This window comes from Delftia sp. GW456-R20 (genome assembly GCF_001622915.1).
GTDB classification, from domain to species: domain Bacteria; phylum Pseudomonadota; class Gammaproteobacteria; order Burkholderiales; family Burkholderiaceae_C; genus Comamonas; species Comamonas acidovorans.
Genome location: NZ_LWCN01000004.1, coordinates 558243 through 572847 on the forward strand (window position 1 = coordinate 558243; position 14605 = coordinate 572847).

16 protein-coding genes and 1 riboswitch are annotated in these 14605 nt (G+C 65.8%); of the genes, 11 read left to right on the top strand and 5 right to left on the bottom strand.

Annotated features, from left to right (window positions below; translation table 11 throughout):
* The first annotated feature begins 54 nt into the window (after positions 1 to 54).
* From lexA to A4F85_RS08075, 4 genes are all read left to right on the top strand, one after another.
* Complete coding sequence (gene lexA / locus A4F85_RS08060; RefSeq protein ID WP_012205399.1) at positions 55 to 729, top strand: transcriptional repressor LexA; 675 nt, start codon at positions 55 to 57, stop codon at positions 727 to 729.
* Positions 730 to 890: 161 nt separating this feature from the next.
* Positions 891 to 1313, top strand: a complete 423-nt coding sequence (locus tag A4F85_RS08065) for a hypothetical protein (RefSeq protein ID WP_063326264.1) — start codon at positions 891 to 893, stop codon at positions 1311 to 1313.
* 248 nt (positions 1314 to 1561) lie between these two features.
* Entirely contained in the window at positions 1562 to 2038 is a 477-nt protein-coding gene (locus A4F85_RS08070; protein WP_043781909.1) for a sigma-70 family RNA polymerase sigma factor, read from the top strand.
* Between the two features lie 4 nt (positions 2039 to 2042).
* Positions 2043 to 3014, top strand: a complete 972-nt coding sequence (locus A4F85_RS08075) for a FecR domain-containing protein (RefSeq protein WP_063326265.1) — start codon at positions 2043 to 2045, stop codon at positions 3012 to 3014.
* A 47-nt stretch (positions 3015 to 3061) separates the two neighbouring features.
* On the opposite strand, the gene A4F85_RS08080 is transcribed toward A4F85_RS08075, so the two are convergent.
* Positions 3062 to 3619: an AAA family ATPase gene (locus A4F85_RS08080; protein WP_063327917.1), complete on the bottom strand. Its 558-nt coding sequence runs from the start codon at positions 3617 to 3619 to the stop codon at positions 3062 to 3064.
* 178 nt (positions 3620 to 3797) lie between these two features.
* Positions 3798 to 4184, bottom strand: a complete 387-nt coding sequence (crcB, locus tag A4F85_RS08085; RefSeq protein ID WP_034393102.1) for a fluoride efflux transporter CrcB — start codon at positions 4182 to 4184, stop codon at positions 3798 to 3800.
* Between the two features lie 81 nt (positions 4185 to 4265).
* A riboswitch (Fluoride riboswitch) is annotated at positions 4266 to 4329 on the bottom strand.
* A gap of 203 nt (positions 4330 to 4532) precedes the next feature.
* Here crcB and A4F85_RS29485 point away from each other — a divergent pair.
* On the top strand, positions 4533 to 5063 hold the full coding sequence (locus tag A4F85_RS29485) for a DUF4124 domain-containing protein (protein WP_082848263.1): 531 nt from the start codon (positions 4533 to 4535) through the stop codon (positions 5061 to 5063).
* Between the two features lie 638 nt (positions 5064 to 5701).
* A complete protein-coding gene (locus A4F85_RS08095; protein ID WP_063326267.1) occupies positions 5702 to 6718 on the top strand; it encodes a D-2-hydroxyacid dehydrogenase family protein in 1017 nt (338 codons plus the stop codon).
* 46 nt (positions 6719 to 6764) lie between these two features.
* On the opposite strand, the gene A4F85_RS08100 is transcribed toward A4F85_RS08095, so the two are convergent.
* From A4F85_RS08100 to A4F85_RS08110, 3 genes are read right to left on the bottom strand one after another with little or no spacing between them, the layout of a single operon-like run.
* Entirely contained in the window at positions 6765 to 7607 is an 843-nt protein-coding gene (locus A4F85_RS08100) for a hypothetical protein (RefSeq protein ID WP_063326268.1), read from the bottom strand.
* A gap of 3 nt (positions 7608 to 7610) precedes the next feature.
* Positions 7611 to 8042 (bottom strand): DNA polymerase III subunit chi, encoded by a 432-nt coding sequence (locus A4F85_RS08105; protein ID WP_012205376.1) that lies wholly within the window; start codon positions 8040 to 8042, stop codon positions 7611 to 7613.
* A gap of 45 nt (positions 8043 to 8087) precedes the next feature.
* Positions 8088 to 9665, bottom strand: a complete 1578-nt coding sequence (locus A4F85_RS08110) for a leucyl aminopeptidase (RefSeq protein WP_063326269.1) — start codon at positions 9663 to 9665, stop codon at positions 8088 to 8090.
* Between the two features lie 23 nt (positions 9666 to 9688).
* Here A4F85_RS08110 and lptF point away from each other — a divergent pair, with 23 nt between their 5' ends.
* The 5 genes from lptF to A4F85_RS08135 all read left to right on the top strand — a co-directional run bounded on the left by lptF (position 9689) and on the right by A4F85_RS08135 (position 14580).
* Entirely contained in the window at positions 9689 to 10816 is a 1128-nt protein-coding gene (gene lptF / locus A4F85_RS08115; protein ID WP_063326270.1) for an LPS export ABC transporter permease LptF, read from the top strand.
* Positions 10816 to 11925 carry an LPS export ABC transporter permease LptG gene (gene lptG / locus A4F85_RS08120; RefSeq protein ID WP_034393081.1) on the top strand — a complete coding sequence of 370 codons (1110 nt, stop codon included), beginning with the start codon at positions 10816 to 10818 and terminating at the stop codon, positions 11923 to 11925. Before lptF ends, lptG begins: the two co-directional genes overlap by 1 nt.
* A gap of 10 nt (positions 11926 to 11935) precedes the next feature.
* Positions 11936 to 12349 carry a sirohydrochlorin chelatase gene (locus tag A4F85_RS08125; RefSeq protein ID WP_063326271.1) on the top strand — a complete coding sequence of 138 codons (414 nt, stop codon included), beginning with the start codon at positions 11936 to 11938 and terminating at the stop codon, positions 12347 to 12349.
* Between the two features lie 64 nt (positions 12350 to 12413).
* On the top strand, positions 12414 to 13355 hold the full coding sequence (locus tag A4F85_RS08130) for a CysB family HTH-type transcriptional regulator (protein WP_034398475.1): 942 nt from the start codon (positions 12414 to 12416) through the stop codon (positions 13353 to 13355).
* A 58-nt stretch (positions 13356 to 13413) separates the two neighbouring features.
* The gene (locus tag A4F85_RS08135; protein ID WP_063326272.1) at positions 13414 to 14580 is read left to right on the top strand and encodes a pyridoxal phosphate-dependent aminotransferase; all 1167 of its coding nucleotides are present in this window, start codon (positions 13414 to 13416) and stop codon (positions 14578 to 14580) included.
* Positions 14581 to 14605 lie beyond the last annotated feature (25 nt).

Below are 14605 nucleotides of genomic sequence, written 5' to 3' on the forward strand. Positions count from 1 at the left end.
ATCATCAGATGGCCTCCCAGCCTGCCATCTGCCCTCAAGGACCGGACGCACGCCATGCTCGACCATCCCAAGCTCACCGCCCGCCAGCAACAGATCCTGGACCTGATCCAGGCCGCCATCTCCCGCACGGGCGCACCTCCCACCCGCGCGGAAATCGCCAACACGCTGGGCTTCAAGTCCGCCAACGCTGCGGAAGAACACCTGCAGGCCCTGGCCCGCAAAGGCGTGATCGAACTGGTCAGCGGCACCTCGCGCGGCATTCGCCTGCGTACCGACACCGTGCGCAACATCAATGCTGCGCGCGGCACCAGCTTCGGACTGCCGCTGTCGGCCCTGGCACCGCTGATGCTGCCCCTGGTGGGCCGCGTTGCGGCGGGCTCGCCCATTCTCGCGCAGGAACACATCGACCAAACCTATTCCGTCGAGCCCAGCCTGTTCCAGACGCGCCCCGACTATCTGCTGCGCGTGCGTGGCATGTCCATGCGCGACGCGGGCATCATGGACGGCGATCTGCTGGCCGTGCAGTCCGCACACGAAGCCCGCAACGGCCAGATCGTCGTGGCGCGCCTGGGTGACGAAGTCACCGTCAAGCGCCTGCGCCGCACCACGCAGGGCGTGGAACTTCTGCCGGAGAACCCCGATTACCCGGTGATCCGCGTCGCCCCCGAAGAGGCCTTTGCCATTGAAGGCCTGGCCGTGGGGCTGATCCGCAACAGCATGTCCATGTAAGCCGGACTGGCGGCCCTTCTCCGGCCGCCTCACCCCATTCACGCACCGCCCAGGTGGTAGGCGCGAAGCCTTGGAGCTTCGCCCTGGGCGGAGCTTTGCCCGCAAACCGCAATCCTGCCTGTGTCCATGCCTCTTTGAAACACGCCAACAGGAGTCGTCACATGGGATTCGCTCTGCCAACACTGTCTTCTTTTTCCTTCCTGCGCCTGGCACATGGCATCCGCCTGACTGCGACCGCCATGGAGTCGGCCATGCCTCTTGCACAAGCCCCTGCGTGCCAGCCATTACCTGCTGCAGCACCCGAGCCCGCCAACGTGATCTCTTTCAGCAAGGCACGCCGGCGCAGCCAGCAGCGCCGCGGCAAGGCCGCACGCGCTGCAGACCATGGAGATGCTCAGCTGATCCTGCCCTTGCTGCCGGCGCAGCCTGCCCTGCAATCCGCGCCGGAGCAGCCTTCAGGTCTGCGCATCATCCAGCGGTCGCCGCAGGAGCAGCCGGAATGCCTGTTCATCTCCGGGCGAATGGCCGATGTCTGCGCTGCGCTGGAGCGCATGGAGGCACACGGCGGATCAGCGTCCAACTGAGGCCCGATGCAAGGTGTGCGACACACCTTGCACGACACAAACCTGGGTGGCGCGGACCGCGTGCCGCACGGGTAATCGGCCTGCGCAAAGCAGACACAAGCTTGCGCCTCCCCTGTAGCGCACATGCAACAAGTGGACGCCCTCTTTGCGGAAGGGGCGCCGGCCTGAAAGATAATTGATAAGCATTCTTATTATCTTTTGCAGCAGCGATTGCCACTGCGCCCGCCTCCTCCGCCCCAGCCTTCTCCGTGCACAGCCTCTACCAGAACCACCATCCCTGGCTGGAAAGCCTGCTGCGCAAACGCCTGGGCAACCGTGACGATGCCGCCGACCTGGCCCAGGACACCTTTGTGCGCCTGCTGCGCTCGCCCCTGCCGCAGCAGGACATCCGCGAACCCAGGCGCTACCTGGCCACCATCGCCCGGGGCCTGGTCGCCGACCTGTTTCGCCGCCGCACGCTGGAGCAGTCCTATCTGGACTATCTGGCCCAGTTGCCGCAATCGCTGGCGCCTTCGCCCGAAGAGCAGGCCATCGTCCAGCAAACCCTGCTGGATGTGGACCGCATGCTCCAGGGTCTTCCCCCCAAGGTTCGCGAAGCCTTCGTGCTGGCCCAGTTCGAGGAACTGAGCTACCCAGAGATCGCCCAGCGCCTGGGTGTATCGCTGCGCACCGTCAGCAACTACCTGACCCGGGCGATGGAGCATTGCTGCCTGGTCCTGGCATAGCCACATGGGCGAGAGACATCTGGAAGGCAACGACCGCCGCGCCTTGCATGAGGCCGCCGCCTGGCACGTGAAACTGCGCGGCGCCTCCGCCACAGCGGGCCTGCAACAGGACTGGCAAAAATGGCATGAGGCCGATCCCGCCCACCAGCGCGCCTGGCTGCGCGTGCAATCCGTCACCGCGCAGCTGTCGCATCTGCCCGCCCCCCTGGCGCGCCAGGCGCTGGGGCGCCGCGCCTCGCCCACCCGCCGCTCCGTGGTGCGCGGTATGGCTTTAGGCCTGGGCAGCGGCGCCACGGCCTGGATGGCCTGGAAAGGCGCACCACTGGAAAGCTGGCAGGCCGGGCAGCGCACAGCCACGGGCGAGCGCCGGGATCTGACGCTGCCCGACGGCTCCCTGGTGGCCCTGGATACGGCAACCGCCTTGGACACCGTTTTTGACGACCGCCAGCGCCTGCTGCGCCTGCACCGGGGCCGCATCCTCGTCGCCACCGAGCCCGACGCGCTGGGCCGCCCCTTCAGCGTGCAGACCCCACAAGGCCACGTACTGGCCCTGGGCACGCGCTTCACGGTCCATCTTGCGGACGATGGCCTGTGCCATGTCACCGTGCAGGAAAAGGCCGTGCGCCTGCAGCCTCTGGACAGCGAGGCGCCCTCCGCGCAATTGCAGGCCGGACAGCAGGCAGCCTTCTCGTCCAGCGCCACCCAGCCGCCCACGTCCGCAGACCCCTTTGCAGCCAGCTGGCATGAAGGCGGCCTGGTCGCGCTGGACATGCCGTTGGGCCAGCTGATTGACGCCCTTGCCCGCTACCGGCCCGGCTACCTGGGCTGCTCGGCCGAGGTCGCCGGGATGCTTGTCTCGGGCGCCTTTCCCGTGGATGACACGGATCGCGCCCTGGCCGCGCTCGTCAGCCGCTTTCCTCTGCAACTGCGAACCCGCACCCGCTATTGGGTGGAGGTGCAAGCGCGATCAAGCTGAGATGATGGGATGAGGCAGTGGCGAAGTCTCTCGTCCAGGCCGGCACTTCAGACCGGCGCATACGGGTGATGCACCACGTCGAAGCCCTCCTCGTCGGAGGGCGCGACAAAGTAGCTCGTGATCAGATCGAATTGCTCATCGCTGGCCTGAAATGGATGCTCGCCTGCCGCATTGCGCACACGCAAGCGCTGCTTGCAGACCTCGTCAGGCACATCCAGAAAATGCAGGCGGTGCGAGGCGCCCACTTTCTCGAACACGCTGCGCGCCCAGCCCCGCCCCTCCAGGGTATTGGCCGGAAAATCCAGCACCACCGACACGCCAGCGTCCAGCAGCGCCTGTACATGCGCCCCCATCAACCCCTTGAGCCGCGTGCTGCAACGCACGTAATCGGCCACCGACTGCATCTCACCGGGGTACAGGCCGGCCAGCCAGGAATCCTCGCTGACCAACACCGTTCCGGGCCCGGCCGCCAATTGCCGCGCCAGCGTTGACTTGCCCGAGCCGATCTTGCCGCAGACCATGTGCAGCGTGGCAAGCCGCGCGTTGGCGGCAGGGGCATCGGCATATTCTGCGCAACGGGGCTGGGACTGTTCGGAAACCTGCATATCCATCTCCTGAAAGGCTTGAGAAAACCCCGGAGACGGAATGAAAAAACCCGCCTCCTCTGGGCGGGTTGCATGGCGCTGGAGGCCGCTGGCTAACCCACCATCCAATGGATGGTGCGAATAATCTGCGTTGCGTTCAGGCGGGCCATGGCGCACAGCATAGCGCAATCACGGCGTCTCAATGGGCCACCATGCGCACCAGCCCCAACCCCGCAAACAGCGCAGCCACGCCCAACACCAGCGAGCCCAGCGCATACAGCACGGAGGCCAGCCAGTCGCCACGCTCGTACAGCATGCCGACCTCCAGCGCGTACGTCGAAAACGTGGTGAAGCCACCCAGAATGCCCGTGGTGATGAACAGCCGCGCACTCTGCGGCAGCGATGTCTTGAGCGCAAACCACTCCACCACCACCCCCATCACGAAGGCACCCAGCACATTGATCGCCAACGTACCCAGTGGATACGCACTGCCCACCAGCCGCAGCGCGAGCAAGTTCGTGCCATGCCGGAGCGCAGACCCCAGTCCTCCTCCAACGAACACCAGAATGAAACCGTAGAACCCCATGACCGTCCTTTCATCGAATAACCGGGACGGGCGTGCCGGGCAGGATCAAGACATGGCCCCGCCACCGGCAGGGCCCATCCCACCAAGGCAGGAGCCATCAGCCCGTCGCAGGGCGGTTTCGGGAAGCTCCATTCCCATCGTGCAGCGAGTGCTGGCTGCGGGGGCGAGTTTACTCTGGACCTGGCAGGCTCAGGAGACCGCTGAAGCAGCCCGCCGCGCTGCCCTGCGGGACGCCGAGTGAAGCGGGCCATTCAAACCAAGACGAAAGTTGCCGGGCATGCGGGTCAAAGGACTATGCTTCGTCTGTAATTCGATTCCGATCAGGCCCATCAATTCATCGATATGCATATGCGACTCTTGACCACAGCAATCTTTACCGCACTTTTCGCATTGCCTGCCGCAGCCCAGGTCTTTCAATGCAAGGATTCTTCTGGAAAGTCAACTTTCTCAGACAGTCCTTGCAGCAGCAATGACACTGGAGCTCTGATACAGCGCAAAAAATCGGACGATGAGATCTCCCGTGAACGGGCTGATGCAGCACAGGCGAATGAACAAAAGTATCAGCGCCAGATGAACGAAATGCAGCAGCGCCAGATCGAGAGCCAGCAGCGTGTCATCGAGCAGCAAGCCCGCCAGACAACTGTTCCTGCGCCCGAGCAGCTCGGCTCGTCCCTTCAGTGCAAGCAGGCGCGCAAGGAGCTGGAATTCGTCTCCAGCATTCGCACCATTTCCCAAGACGAAAAACGGATGCGGACCAATGCCGCGATCACGGGTGTCAATGCTGCATGCGGCTCAAATACGCCCCTGATGCAGGAGCCGCCGAAAGTGATTGGGACACCGCGAGTACCCCACTCCATTCAGCAACCAGTTTCTCAATGAGAACCAGGCACGGAACTGCCAGATATCGAGCGCAATCATGACTCCTCTCGCGCCACTCACCAGCGGGGGAACATGTTCAGGCATTCTCCCAATGCCACGCAGCCTCTTCAGACCGCCGCCAACCCGGTCTTCACCTACTTCGCCAACAGGCGGCCATCCACCAAGCCTTCTCGACATCGTCGTCGCCAAGACGTTCCAGTGTGTAAGCCACTGATACGGTTGCGCGGAGCCGACCTTGTCCTGCCTGCCTGCCTGCGTTCGTTGAATAAGCCACGGGGCGAGCGGAGCAAGATGCAGCTTGCCATTCGGAAGCAGCCTGTGCGGCTGGCATGGTGGGCCAACGGCCGCACTTCGCCGGCTTGAGCCTTTGCATCTGCGAGACTTCTGTAACGACAGGTCCAAGATTTGGTACTGACCGAAGCCTCCAGCCCCAGGTAGGCGCAAGCTTGAACGACAATGTGTTCGCCGGGCTTCAGGGCCTTGGCTGCGCGAGTCTCATAGAACCTTCAAGCAGCCCAGCTCAGGCAAGTGCCGACGATGCCGAAGACAGAGCGCAACGACAGATTAAAGTGTTTGCCGACAACATCTTACGCGGCAAACCAGAGATAAATCAAAGGCTTATGACGGATTCACAGGCAATGAACATCATCATTCTTGACGACTACCAGGACGCCGTGCGCAAGCTGGACTGTGCTCGTCTGCTGGAGCCCTTCAACGCCAAGGTCTTCACCAATACCGTCAAGGGCGTTGGCCAGCTGTCGGTGCGGTTGCGCGATGCGGACATCATCGTGCTGACCCGCGAGCGCACGCAGATCAGCCGGCAGCTGCTGGAAAAGCTTCCGCGCCTGAAGCTGATCGCGCAGACCGGCAAGGCCGGCGCCCATATTGATGTGCAGGCCTGTACCGACCAGGGCGTTGCGATTGCCGAGGGCGTGGGCTCGCCCATTGCGCCGGCAGAGCTGACCTGGTCGCTGATCATGGCGGCCACGCGGCGGCTGCCGCAGTACATCGCCAACCTCAAGCACGGCGCATGGCAGCAATCGGGCTTCAAGGCTGCGTCCATGCCTGCGAATTTCGGACTGGGCAGCGTGTTGCACGGGCGCACGCTGGGCATCTGGGGCTACGGCCGCATTGGACGGCTGGTCGCGCACTACGGCCATGCCTTCGGCATGCAGGTTCTGGTCTGGGGCAGCGAAAGCTCGCGCCAGAAGGCGCAGGCCGATGGCTTTGCGGCGGCGGACTCGCGCGAGGCTTTCTTTACCGAATCCGACGTGCTGTCCATGCATCTGCGCCTGCATGAGGCCACACGCGGCATCGTCACGGCGCAGGATCTGGCACGCATGAAGCCGACCGCCCTGTTCGTGAACACATCGCGCGCGGAGCTGGTGGAGGCCGATGCCCTGCTGGGTGCGCTCAACCGAGGCCGGCCGGGCCTGGCGGCCGTGGACGTGTTCGAGAGCGAGCCCATCCTCCAGGGCCATGCGCTGCTGCGGCTGGAGAACTGCATCTGCACGCCGCACATCGGCTACGTGGAGCAGGACAGCTACGAGCTGTACTTTCGCGCTGCCTTCGACAATGTGGTGAACTTCGTTGCGGGGCAGCCCAGCAACATCCTCAATCCCGAGGTGTTCTCAGGCCCGGCCCGCGCAGGCTGACGACCGGATCAGGCGGGGGCTTGCGCCACCCGCCCTTGCCCAGCACTCAACGGCCGCCCTGGCCGGAGTCGCCACGTGCGGCCGTGGCGCGAAAGGCCAGTTCATCGGCCACCGCCTCATAGACGGCCTGGCGCACGACGGATTCCACCTCCTCGCGCAGACGCACGACGATGGACCGTGTCTGCTGCTGAACCACGGTGGCAATGGCGTCGCGCAGGCGCTGGTCCAGCACCAGGTCCACACGCTGCATGAGGCGATGGACTAGATATTCCTCGGTGACCTGCTGCGCGTGGCTGTCCCAGATGGACTCCATGGTGGGGGCTGCCGGCATGGCAGGGGAAGCCGGCGTCGGTCCGGCAGCCGCCTCTGCCACGACAGCCTGCACCACCGGGACCACCAAGTCGGCAGGGACCACTTCCCCGGCCGGTGCCACGTCGCCCGCTGAAGCCACATCTGCCGCACCTGCCGCACCTGCCGCCTCAGCCGCATCAGCCGCATCAGCCATTTCGGCCAGACGGCCTTCCTGGGCCAATTGCATTTCCACGGACGGGGCGCTGGGCGGCTGATAGTCCGAGAGCACGGGCTGCATTGCAGGTGTCGGGATTTCCTCGGGTGCAGCCTGCTCGGTGACCATGGGCCGCTGGGGCTCCAGGTCCTGCGGCAGCGGCGGCAGGGACGCAGGCAGGGTGACCACGCCACGCCGAGGCGCCAGCATGCCTTCGCTGGCCCAGGGCGTCGCTTCGTCCGTCAGCGGCAGTTCGGACACGAGATGTGCCAGGGGTGCCGGGGGCTCGACCGCCTGAACCGGCACCTGCACCGCATCCACCGCAACGACATCGGTGAGCGTGGGAACAAAGCGCGGTGGGGTTTTGGAGGGAGGAGCGCTCATGGCTTACTCCTTGAGGACCAGATCATGGCGCTTGATGGAAATACCCTGGGCCGCATAGTGCTTCCAGCGCTGCCGGGCCAGGTGGCGGTCTTCCTCGTCGGTGGCGGAAACCACTTCGACGACACGCGCAAAGCGCTCGAACCCTTCGGGCACTTCGCCGCCCAGGTTGACCAGCATGTCGTGGTGCGGCGCGCCGTCCAGCCGCTCCAGCAGAACGATGGGCGAGAAGGCCATGATGTCTGCCCCATCGCCTTCGCCGGCATGTGCCAGGAAGTCGGTGGGCGAGACACTCCACAGCCTGGGCGACAAGGCCTTGAGCAGCGGCGGCGACCCCAGCACCACCAGTTGCGTGCGGTGCCTGAGCGCCTTGCGCGCCAGGCGGCAGACATAGGCCAGCTTGTCAGGCGCGTTGAAATGGAAGGCCACTTCAGTCAAGCGATGCTCCCTTCAAACAGGCCCGGGCCGACGGGGACGATGCGCTCATGCCTGCTCCGGCTGAGCGGCAACGGCAGCCTTGCGGCGGCTGGCAGATCCTGCCTTGGGTGGCACAGGTTTCTTGGGTGCAGCAGCTTTTTGGGATGCAGCAGTCTTGGCCTGCGCCTTGCCAGCATCGATGCCGGCCAGCAGATAGTGCAGCAGCAGGCCCACGGGGCGGCCTGTACCGCCCTTGGCGGCGCCGCTCTTCCAGGCCGTGCCGGCGATGTCCAGATGGGCCCAGGGAATGTCGCCCACAAAGCGCTGCAGGAACTTGGCTGCCGTGACTGCGCCACCCGCGCGGCCAGCCACATTGCCCATGTCGGCGAAATTGCTCTTGAGGCCTTCGCCGTACTCCTCGTCCAGCGGCATGCGCCAGCAGGGGTCAAGCGCCGCATCGCCAGCCTGCTCCAGCGCGCGGGCCAGTTCGTCGCTGGGCGAGAACATGCCGCTGCGCAGCCCGCCCAGGGCGATGACGCAGGCGCCGGTCAGCGTGGCGATGTCCACCATGGCGCGGGGCTTGAAGCGGGCAGCGTAGGTCAGCGCATCGCAGAGCACGAGACGGCCTTCGGCATCGGTGTTGAGGATTTCTATGGTTTGGCCGCTCATGCTGGTGACCACGTCGCCCGGCTTGACGGCAGCGCCGCCGGGCATGTTCTCGGACGCCGGAATGAGGCCGACGACATTGACGGCCGGCTGCAGCCGGGCCAGCGCATGGAACACGCCCAGCACGCTGGCGGCGCCGCCCATGTCGAACTTCATCTCGTCCATTTCAGCGGCAGGCTTGAGGGAGATACCGCCGGTATCGAAAGTGATGCCCTTGCCGACCAGCACCACGGGCGCGGCGCCCTTGGCGCCGCCGTTGTAGTGCAGTTCGATGAAGCGCAGCGGCTGCTCCGATCCCTGGGCCACGGCCATGAAAGCGCCCATGCCGAGTTTGGCGACTTCGGCGGGGCCGTGGATCTTGCAGCTGATGCCGGGCAGCTTGGCCAGGGCGCGGGCCGCGTCAGCCAGCAAGGTGGGCGTGGCGTGGTTGGCAGGACGATTGGCCCATTCGCGTGCCAGGGTCATGCCTTCGGCCTGGGCCACGGCGGTCTTGAAAGCGTCGGCAACGCCATTCTTGTCGCCCCCCTTGACGGCTGCGGCAATCACCAGCTTCTTAAGCGCCACGGGCTTGGCCTGCGGCTTGGTGTGGGTATAGCTGTAGCAGGCGTCGGCCGCCGCCAGAACGGCGGCAGCAACGGCAGGACCTGCCGCATCGAAGCCAAAGCACAGCAAGGCCTTGCCAACACCGGTCGCCTTGAGCGCGGCACCTGCGCCGGCCACGGCCTGGCGCACTTCCCGTGCCGAGCCGTTGCCCGCGCCCAGCAGCACGACGCGGCGTGCAGCGACGGCTGGCAGGCCGTACAGTGCCAGCTGCTTGCCGGCTGCCGTTTCGAAATCTCCGGCCTTGACCGCGTGTGCGACCAGGGTGGACAGCGCGTCGCTGCCCGTGACCGTGGCTTCGGTCACCAGCACCAACAACAGGTCACACTTTTCACGTACTGCTGCGGCAGTCGTCAACGGCTTCAGTTCAAAGTTCATAATCGGCGTTTTCCTTTCAGCCAATGTTATTCGATTCATCCATACGCAAAGAGCTGGCCCGCAGCTTCGGTGCCACGGTCGTGGTGCTGATCACGGTCGTCATGACCATGATGCTGATCCGCACGCTGGGCCAGGCTTACAAGGGCAATGTCAGCCCTTCCGACGTTCTGCTGGTCATGGGCTATACGGTGCTTGGCCAGTTGCCCACGATTTTGGGCCTGGGGCTTTTCGTGGCCGTGGTCGGCTCGCTGTCGCGCATGTACCGCGACAGCGAGATGGTGATCTGGTTCGCCGCAGGCCAGGGGCTGGCCAGCCTGCTGCGCCCGCTGCTGCGCTTTGCCTGGCCGGTGCTGGCCGTGATCGCCGTGCTGGGCCTGGGCATCCTGCCCTGGGCCAATCAGCAGATCGAGCAGATCAAGACCCAGTTCGAGCAGCGCAGCGACATCGACCGCATCGCTCCCGGTGAGTTCCAGGAGTCTGCCGGCGGCTCGCGCGTGTTCTTCATCGACAAGGACGTGCCCAGCGCCACCGCTGCCAACAATGTGTTCATCGTGGCCAATGAGCGCGGGCGCGAGTCCGTGACCTCGGCGCGCGGGGCGCGGCTGGAAGCGGTCAAGGGCGAACGCATGGCCGTGCTCACCGATGGCCAGCGCATGGAAACGCAGACCAGCGACGGCTCGGTGAAGATCAGCGAGTTCAAGGAATACGGCACGCAGCTCGGCAGCGGCAGCAATCTGGCCGCCGCCGAGGAAATGGCCGCGCGCAGCACGTACACGCATGAGCTGCTGCCGCGCACCGAACCCATCTACCGCGCCGAGCTGGGCTGGCGCATAGGCCTGCCGCTGGCGGCGCTGAACTTCGTGATCCTGGGCCTGGCCGTGGCCAGCGTGAACCCGCGTGCTGGCGGCAGCGGCAGCCTCATGCTCGCGCTGTTCGCCTTCATCGTGTACTACAACCTGATGACGCTGGGCGAGAACTGGGTGGCCTCGGGCAAGCTGAGCATGCCCGCCATGACGGCCCTGCTGCACGGTGGAACATTGCTGCTGGCACTGCTGGTGCTGCTGGCACGGCACAAGCGCTGGTCGCCCCGCGACCTGTGGCGCAGGCCCTGCAAGCCGGCTGCCCTGGACGACGCAAAGGCGGTGCCCTGATGAGAGTTCTGAGAAACCTGCTGTACCGCGACATCATCGCGGCCGTCAGCTATGTGACGCTGGCCTTCCTGGCGCTGTTCTTCTTCTTCGATCTGGTCGATGAGCTGCGCTGGGTCGGGCGCGGCGGCGACAACGGCTACCAGATCACGCACGCCCTGCTCTTCGTGGTGCTGCGCATCCCCAGCCACCTGTACGAGCTGATGCCCATCACCGTGCTGATCGGCACCATCTACGTGATGGCGCGCTTTGCCCAAAGCTCGGAATTCACCATCATGCGCACCAGCGGCATGGGCCCCTGGCTGGCGCTGCGCACGCTGATGGTGCTGGGCCTGGGTTTTGTGCTGGCCACCTTCGGCACGGGCGACTACCTGGCGCCGGCGGCCGAGAACGCGGGCCAGAACATCCGCGCCATCCACCTGGCCCAGCTGTCGCGCGGCGCCACGGGTGCCTGGCTCAAGGAACGCCAGGGCGATCACTCCATCGCCATCAACGTGCGCGCCATCCGCGGGCCCGGCGATTTCTCCAATGTGCGCATCTTCGACTTTGACGGCCAGGGCCGCATCTCGGCCCAGATCCATGCGCAGGCGGCGCAGGTCAGCGAGGATGGCGAATCCTGGACGCTCCAGGGCGTTGAGGCCAGCCGCCTGAAGGCCAAGGCCGACGGAGGCATGGTGCTGCTGCGCGAGAAAGAGGACAGCCTGGTCTGGAAGACCGGCATCAGCGCCGAAATGGTCTCGGCCGCGCTGCTCAAGCCCGACCGCATGTCCACCATCTCGCTGTTCCAGTACGTGCGCCACCTGGAGGCCAACGGCCAGGCCGCGCAGAAGTACGAGATCGAGTTCTGGCGCAAGGTCTTCTACCCCATGAGCTGCCTGGTGATGGTGGTGCTGGCCCTGCCCTTTGCCTATCTGCATTTCCGCTCGGGCGGCATCGCAGCCTATGTGTTCGGCGGCGTCATGGCCGGCATCAGCTTCTTCCTGCTGAACAACGTGTTCGGCTACATCGGCACGCTGCAGACCTGGTCGCCCTGGCTGACCGCTGCGGCGCCGGGCCTGCTCTACAGCCTTCTTTCATTGACCGCCTTCACCTGGCTGGTGCTGCGCCGCTAGATCCGTTGCCATGCAAAACGACACAACAGCGGCCGGCATTGCCGGCCTGATCCTGCTGGCCCACGGCTCCCGCGACGCCCTGTGGCGCCAGCCCATCGAGGCCGTGCTCGGCGCCGTCCGGCAAACGCGGCCCCACGGCCTGGCTGCATGCGCCTACCTGGAAGCCTGTGCGCCCGACCTGCCCACCGCCGCGCGCGGGCTGGTCGAGGCGGGCGCCACGCGCATCACCGTGCTGCCCCTGTTCCTAGGCACGGGCAAGCATGCGCGTGAGGACATCCCGAAGCTGGTGCAGGAGATCCGCCACACCCACCCACAGGTGGCCGTGGAGCTGGAGCCTGCCGTGGGCGAGCATCCACGTGTCACGGCCCTGCTGGCAGAGCTGGCGTTGGCTGCCATGGAGCCTTCCGGCAGCTCAGGAAGCTGAAATAACGAATCGCTTCTTTATATAAATGCAGCATAATGGCGCGCTGCACCCAGCTGTCACCGCCATGAACCTGCACCAATTCCGATTCGTCCAAGAAGCGGCGCGCCGCAACCTCAACCTCACCGAGGCGGCCAAGGCCCTGCACACCTCGCAGCCCGGCGTCTCCAAGGCCATCATCGAGCTGGAGGAGGAGCTGGGCATCGACATCTTCGCGCGCCACGGCAAGCGCCTCAAGCGCATCACCGAACCCGGCCTGGAGGTGCTCAAGAGCATTGAACTCATCATGCGCGAGATCGGCAACCTCAAGCGCATCGGCGAGCAGTACAGCGCCCAGGACAGCGGCACGCTGTCGATTGCCACCACCCACACCCAGGCCCGCTACGTGCTGCCGCCCGCCGTGGCACGGCTGCGCGACCTGTATCCCAAGGTCACCATCAGCCTGCACCAGGCCACACCGGCCGAGGTGGCGCGCATGGTCATCGACGAAATCGCCGACATCGGCATGGCCACCGAGTCCCTGGCCGACTACCCCGATCTCGTCACCCTGCCCTGCTACGAATGGCAGCACGTGCTGGTCATGCCCACGGGCCATCCGCTGGCGCAGAAAGAGCGCATCACGCTGGACGACATCGCCCATGAGTCGCTGATCACCTACCACCCCTCGTTCACCGGGCGCGGCAAGATCGACCAGGCCTTCGCCACGCGCCGGCTGCGTCCGCGCATCGTGCTGGAGGCCATTGACTCCGACGTGATCAAGACCTACGTGCGCCTGGGCCTGGGCATCGGCATCGTGGCCGAGATGGCCATGCGCGACGATCCGGTCAACGACCTCGTGGTGCGCCCCATGGGCCATCTGTTCGGCCAGAGCGTGGCGCGCGTGGCCATCAAGCGCGGCGCCTATCTGCGCAACTTCGTCTACCGCTTCGCAGAACTGCTCAGCGACCGCCTGACGCGCGACCTGATCATGCGCGCCATGAGCGGCCACGTGCACGACTACGAACTCTGATCCTCCGCCCCACCGGGCCCGCAGTGCGGGCCCGTTCCCGTTTTCCGCTGCCTCCGCCATGACCTCTGCCACGCCCCGCACGCCCGCCTTCCCCAGCCGCCTGCCCCATGTGGGCACGACCATCTTCACCACCATGTCGGCGCTGGCCGCCGAGCACCAGGCGGTGAACCTGGGCCAGGGCTTCCCCGATTTCGGCTGCGACCCCAGGCTGGTCGATGCCGTCACGGCCGCCATGCAGGCCGGCCACAACCAGTACCCGCCCATGCCCGGCCTGCCGCAGCTGCGCCAGGCCATGGCCGACAAGATGCAGGCGCTGTACGGCCGCCGCTACGACGCGGGCACCGAGATCACGGTCACGGCCGGCGCCACGCAGGCCATCCTCACCGCCATCCTGGCCACCGTGCATGCGGGCGATGAGGTCATCGTGCTCGACCCCTGCTACGACAGCTACGTGCCCAATATCGAGCTGGCCGGCGGCGTGCCCGTGCGCGTGCCGCTGACGCCGGGCAGCTTCAAGCCAGACTTCGCCAAAATTGCCGCCGCCATCACGCCGCGCACACGGCTGCTGATCATCAACAGCCCGCACAACCCCAGCGCCACCATCTGGAGCGATGCGGAGATGCTGCAATTGCAGGAGCTGCTGGCGCCCACCGACGTGCTGCTGATCAGCGACGAGGTCTACGAGCACATGGTCTACGACGGCCGCCAGCACCAGAGCGCCGCGCGCTTTGCCGGCCTGGCGGCACGCGCCTTCATCGTCTCCAGCTTCGGCAAGACCTACCATGTCACGGGCTGGAAGGTGGGCACCGTCGCCGCGCCGGCCGCGCTCACGGCCGAGTTCCGCAAGGTCCACCAGTTCAACGTCTTCACCGTCAACACGCCCATGCAGGCGGGCCTGGCCAGCTACATGGCCGACCCTGCGCCCTACCTGCAGCTGCCCGCCTTCTACCAGGCCAAGCGCGACCTGTTCTGCCAGGGCCTGGAAGGCTCGCGCCTGCGCCTGCTGCCCACGGCGGGGACCTACTTCGTCTGCGCCGACATCTCGGCCGTCTCGGACCTGGACGAAGCCGCGTTCTGCCAGTGGCTGGTCCGGGAGCATGGCGTGGCGGCCATCCCGCTGTCAGCCTTCTATGGCGACGGATTCGACCAGCGCGTGGTGCGGTTTTGCTTTGCCAAGCAAGACAGCACGCTGCGCGCGGCGTTGGAGCGGCTGCGCAAACTCTGAAGCCGGGCGCGGGGCAGCGCGCGCC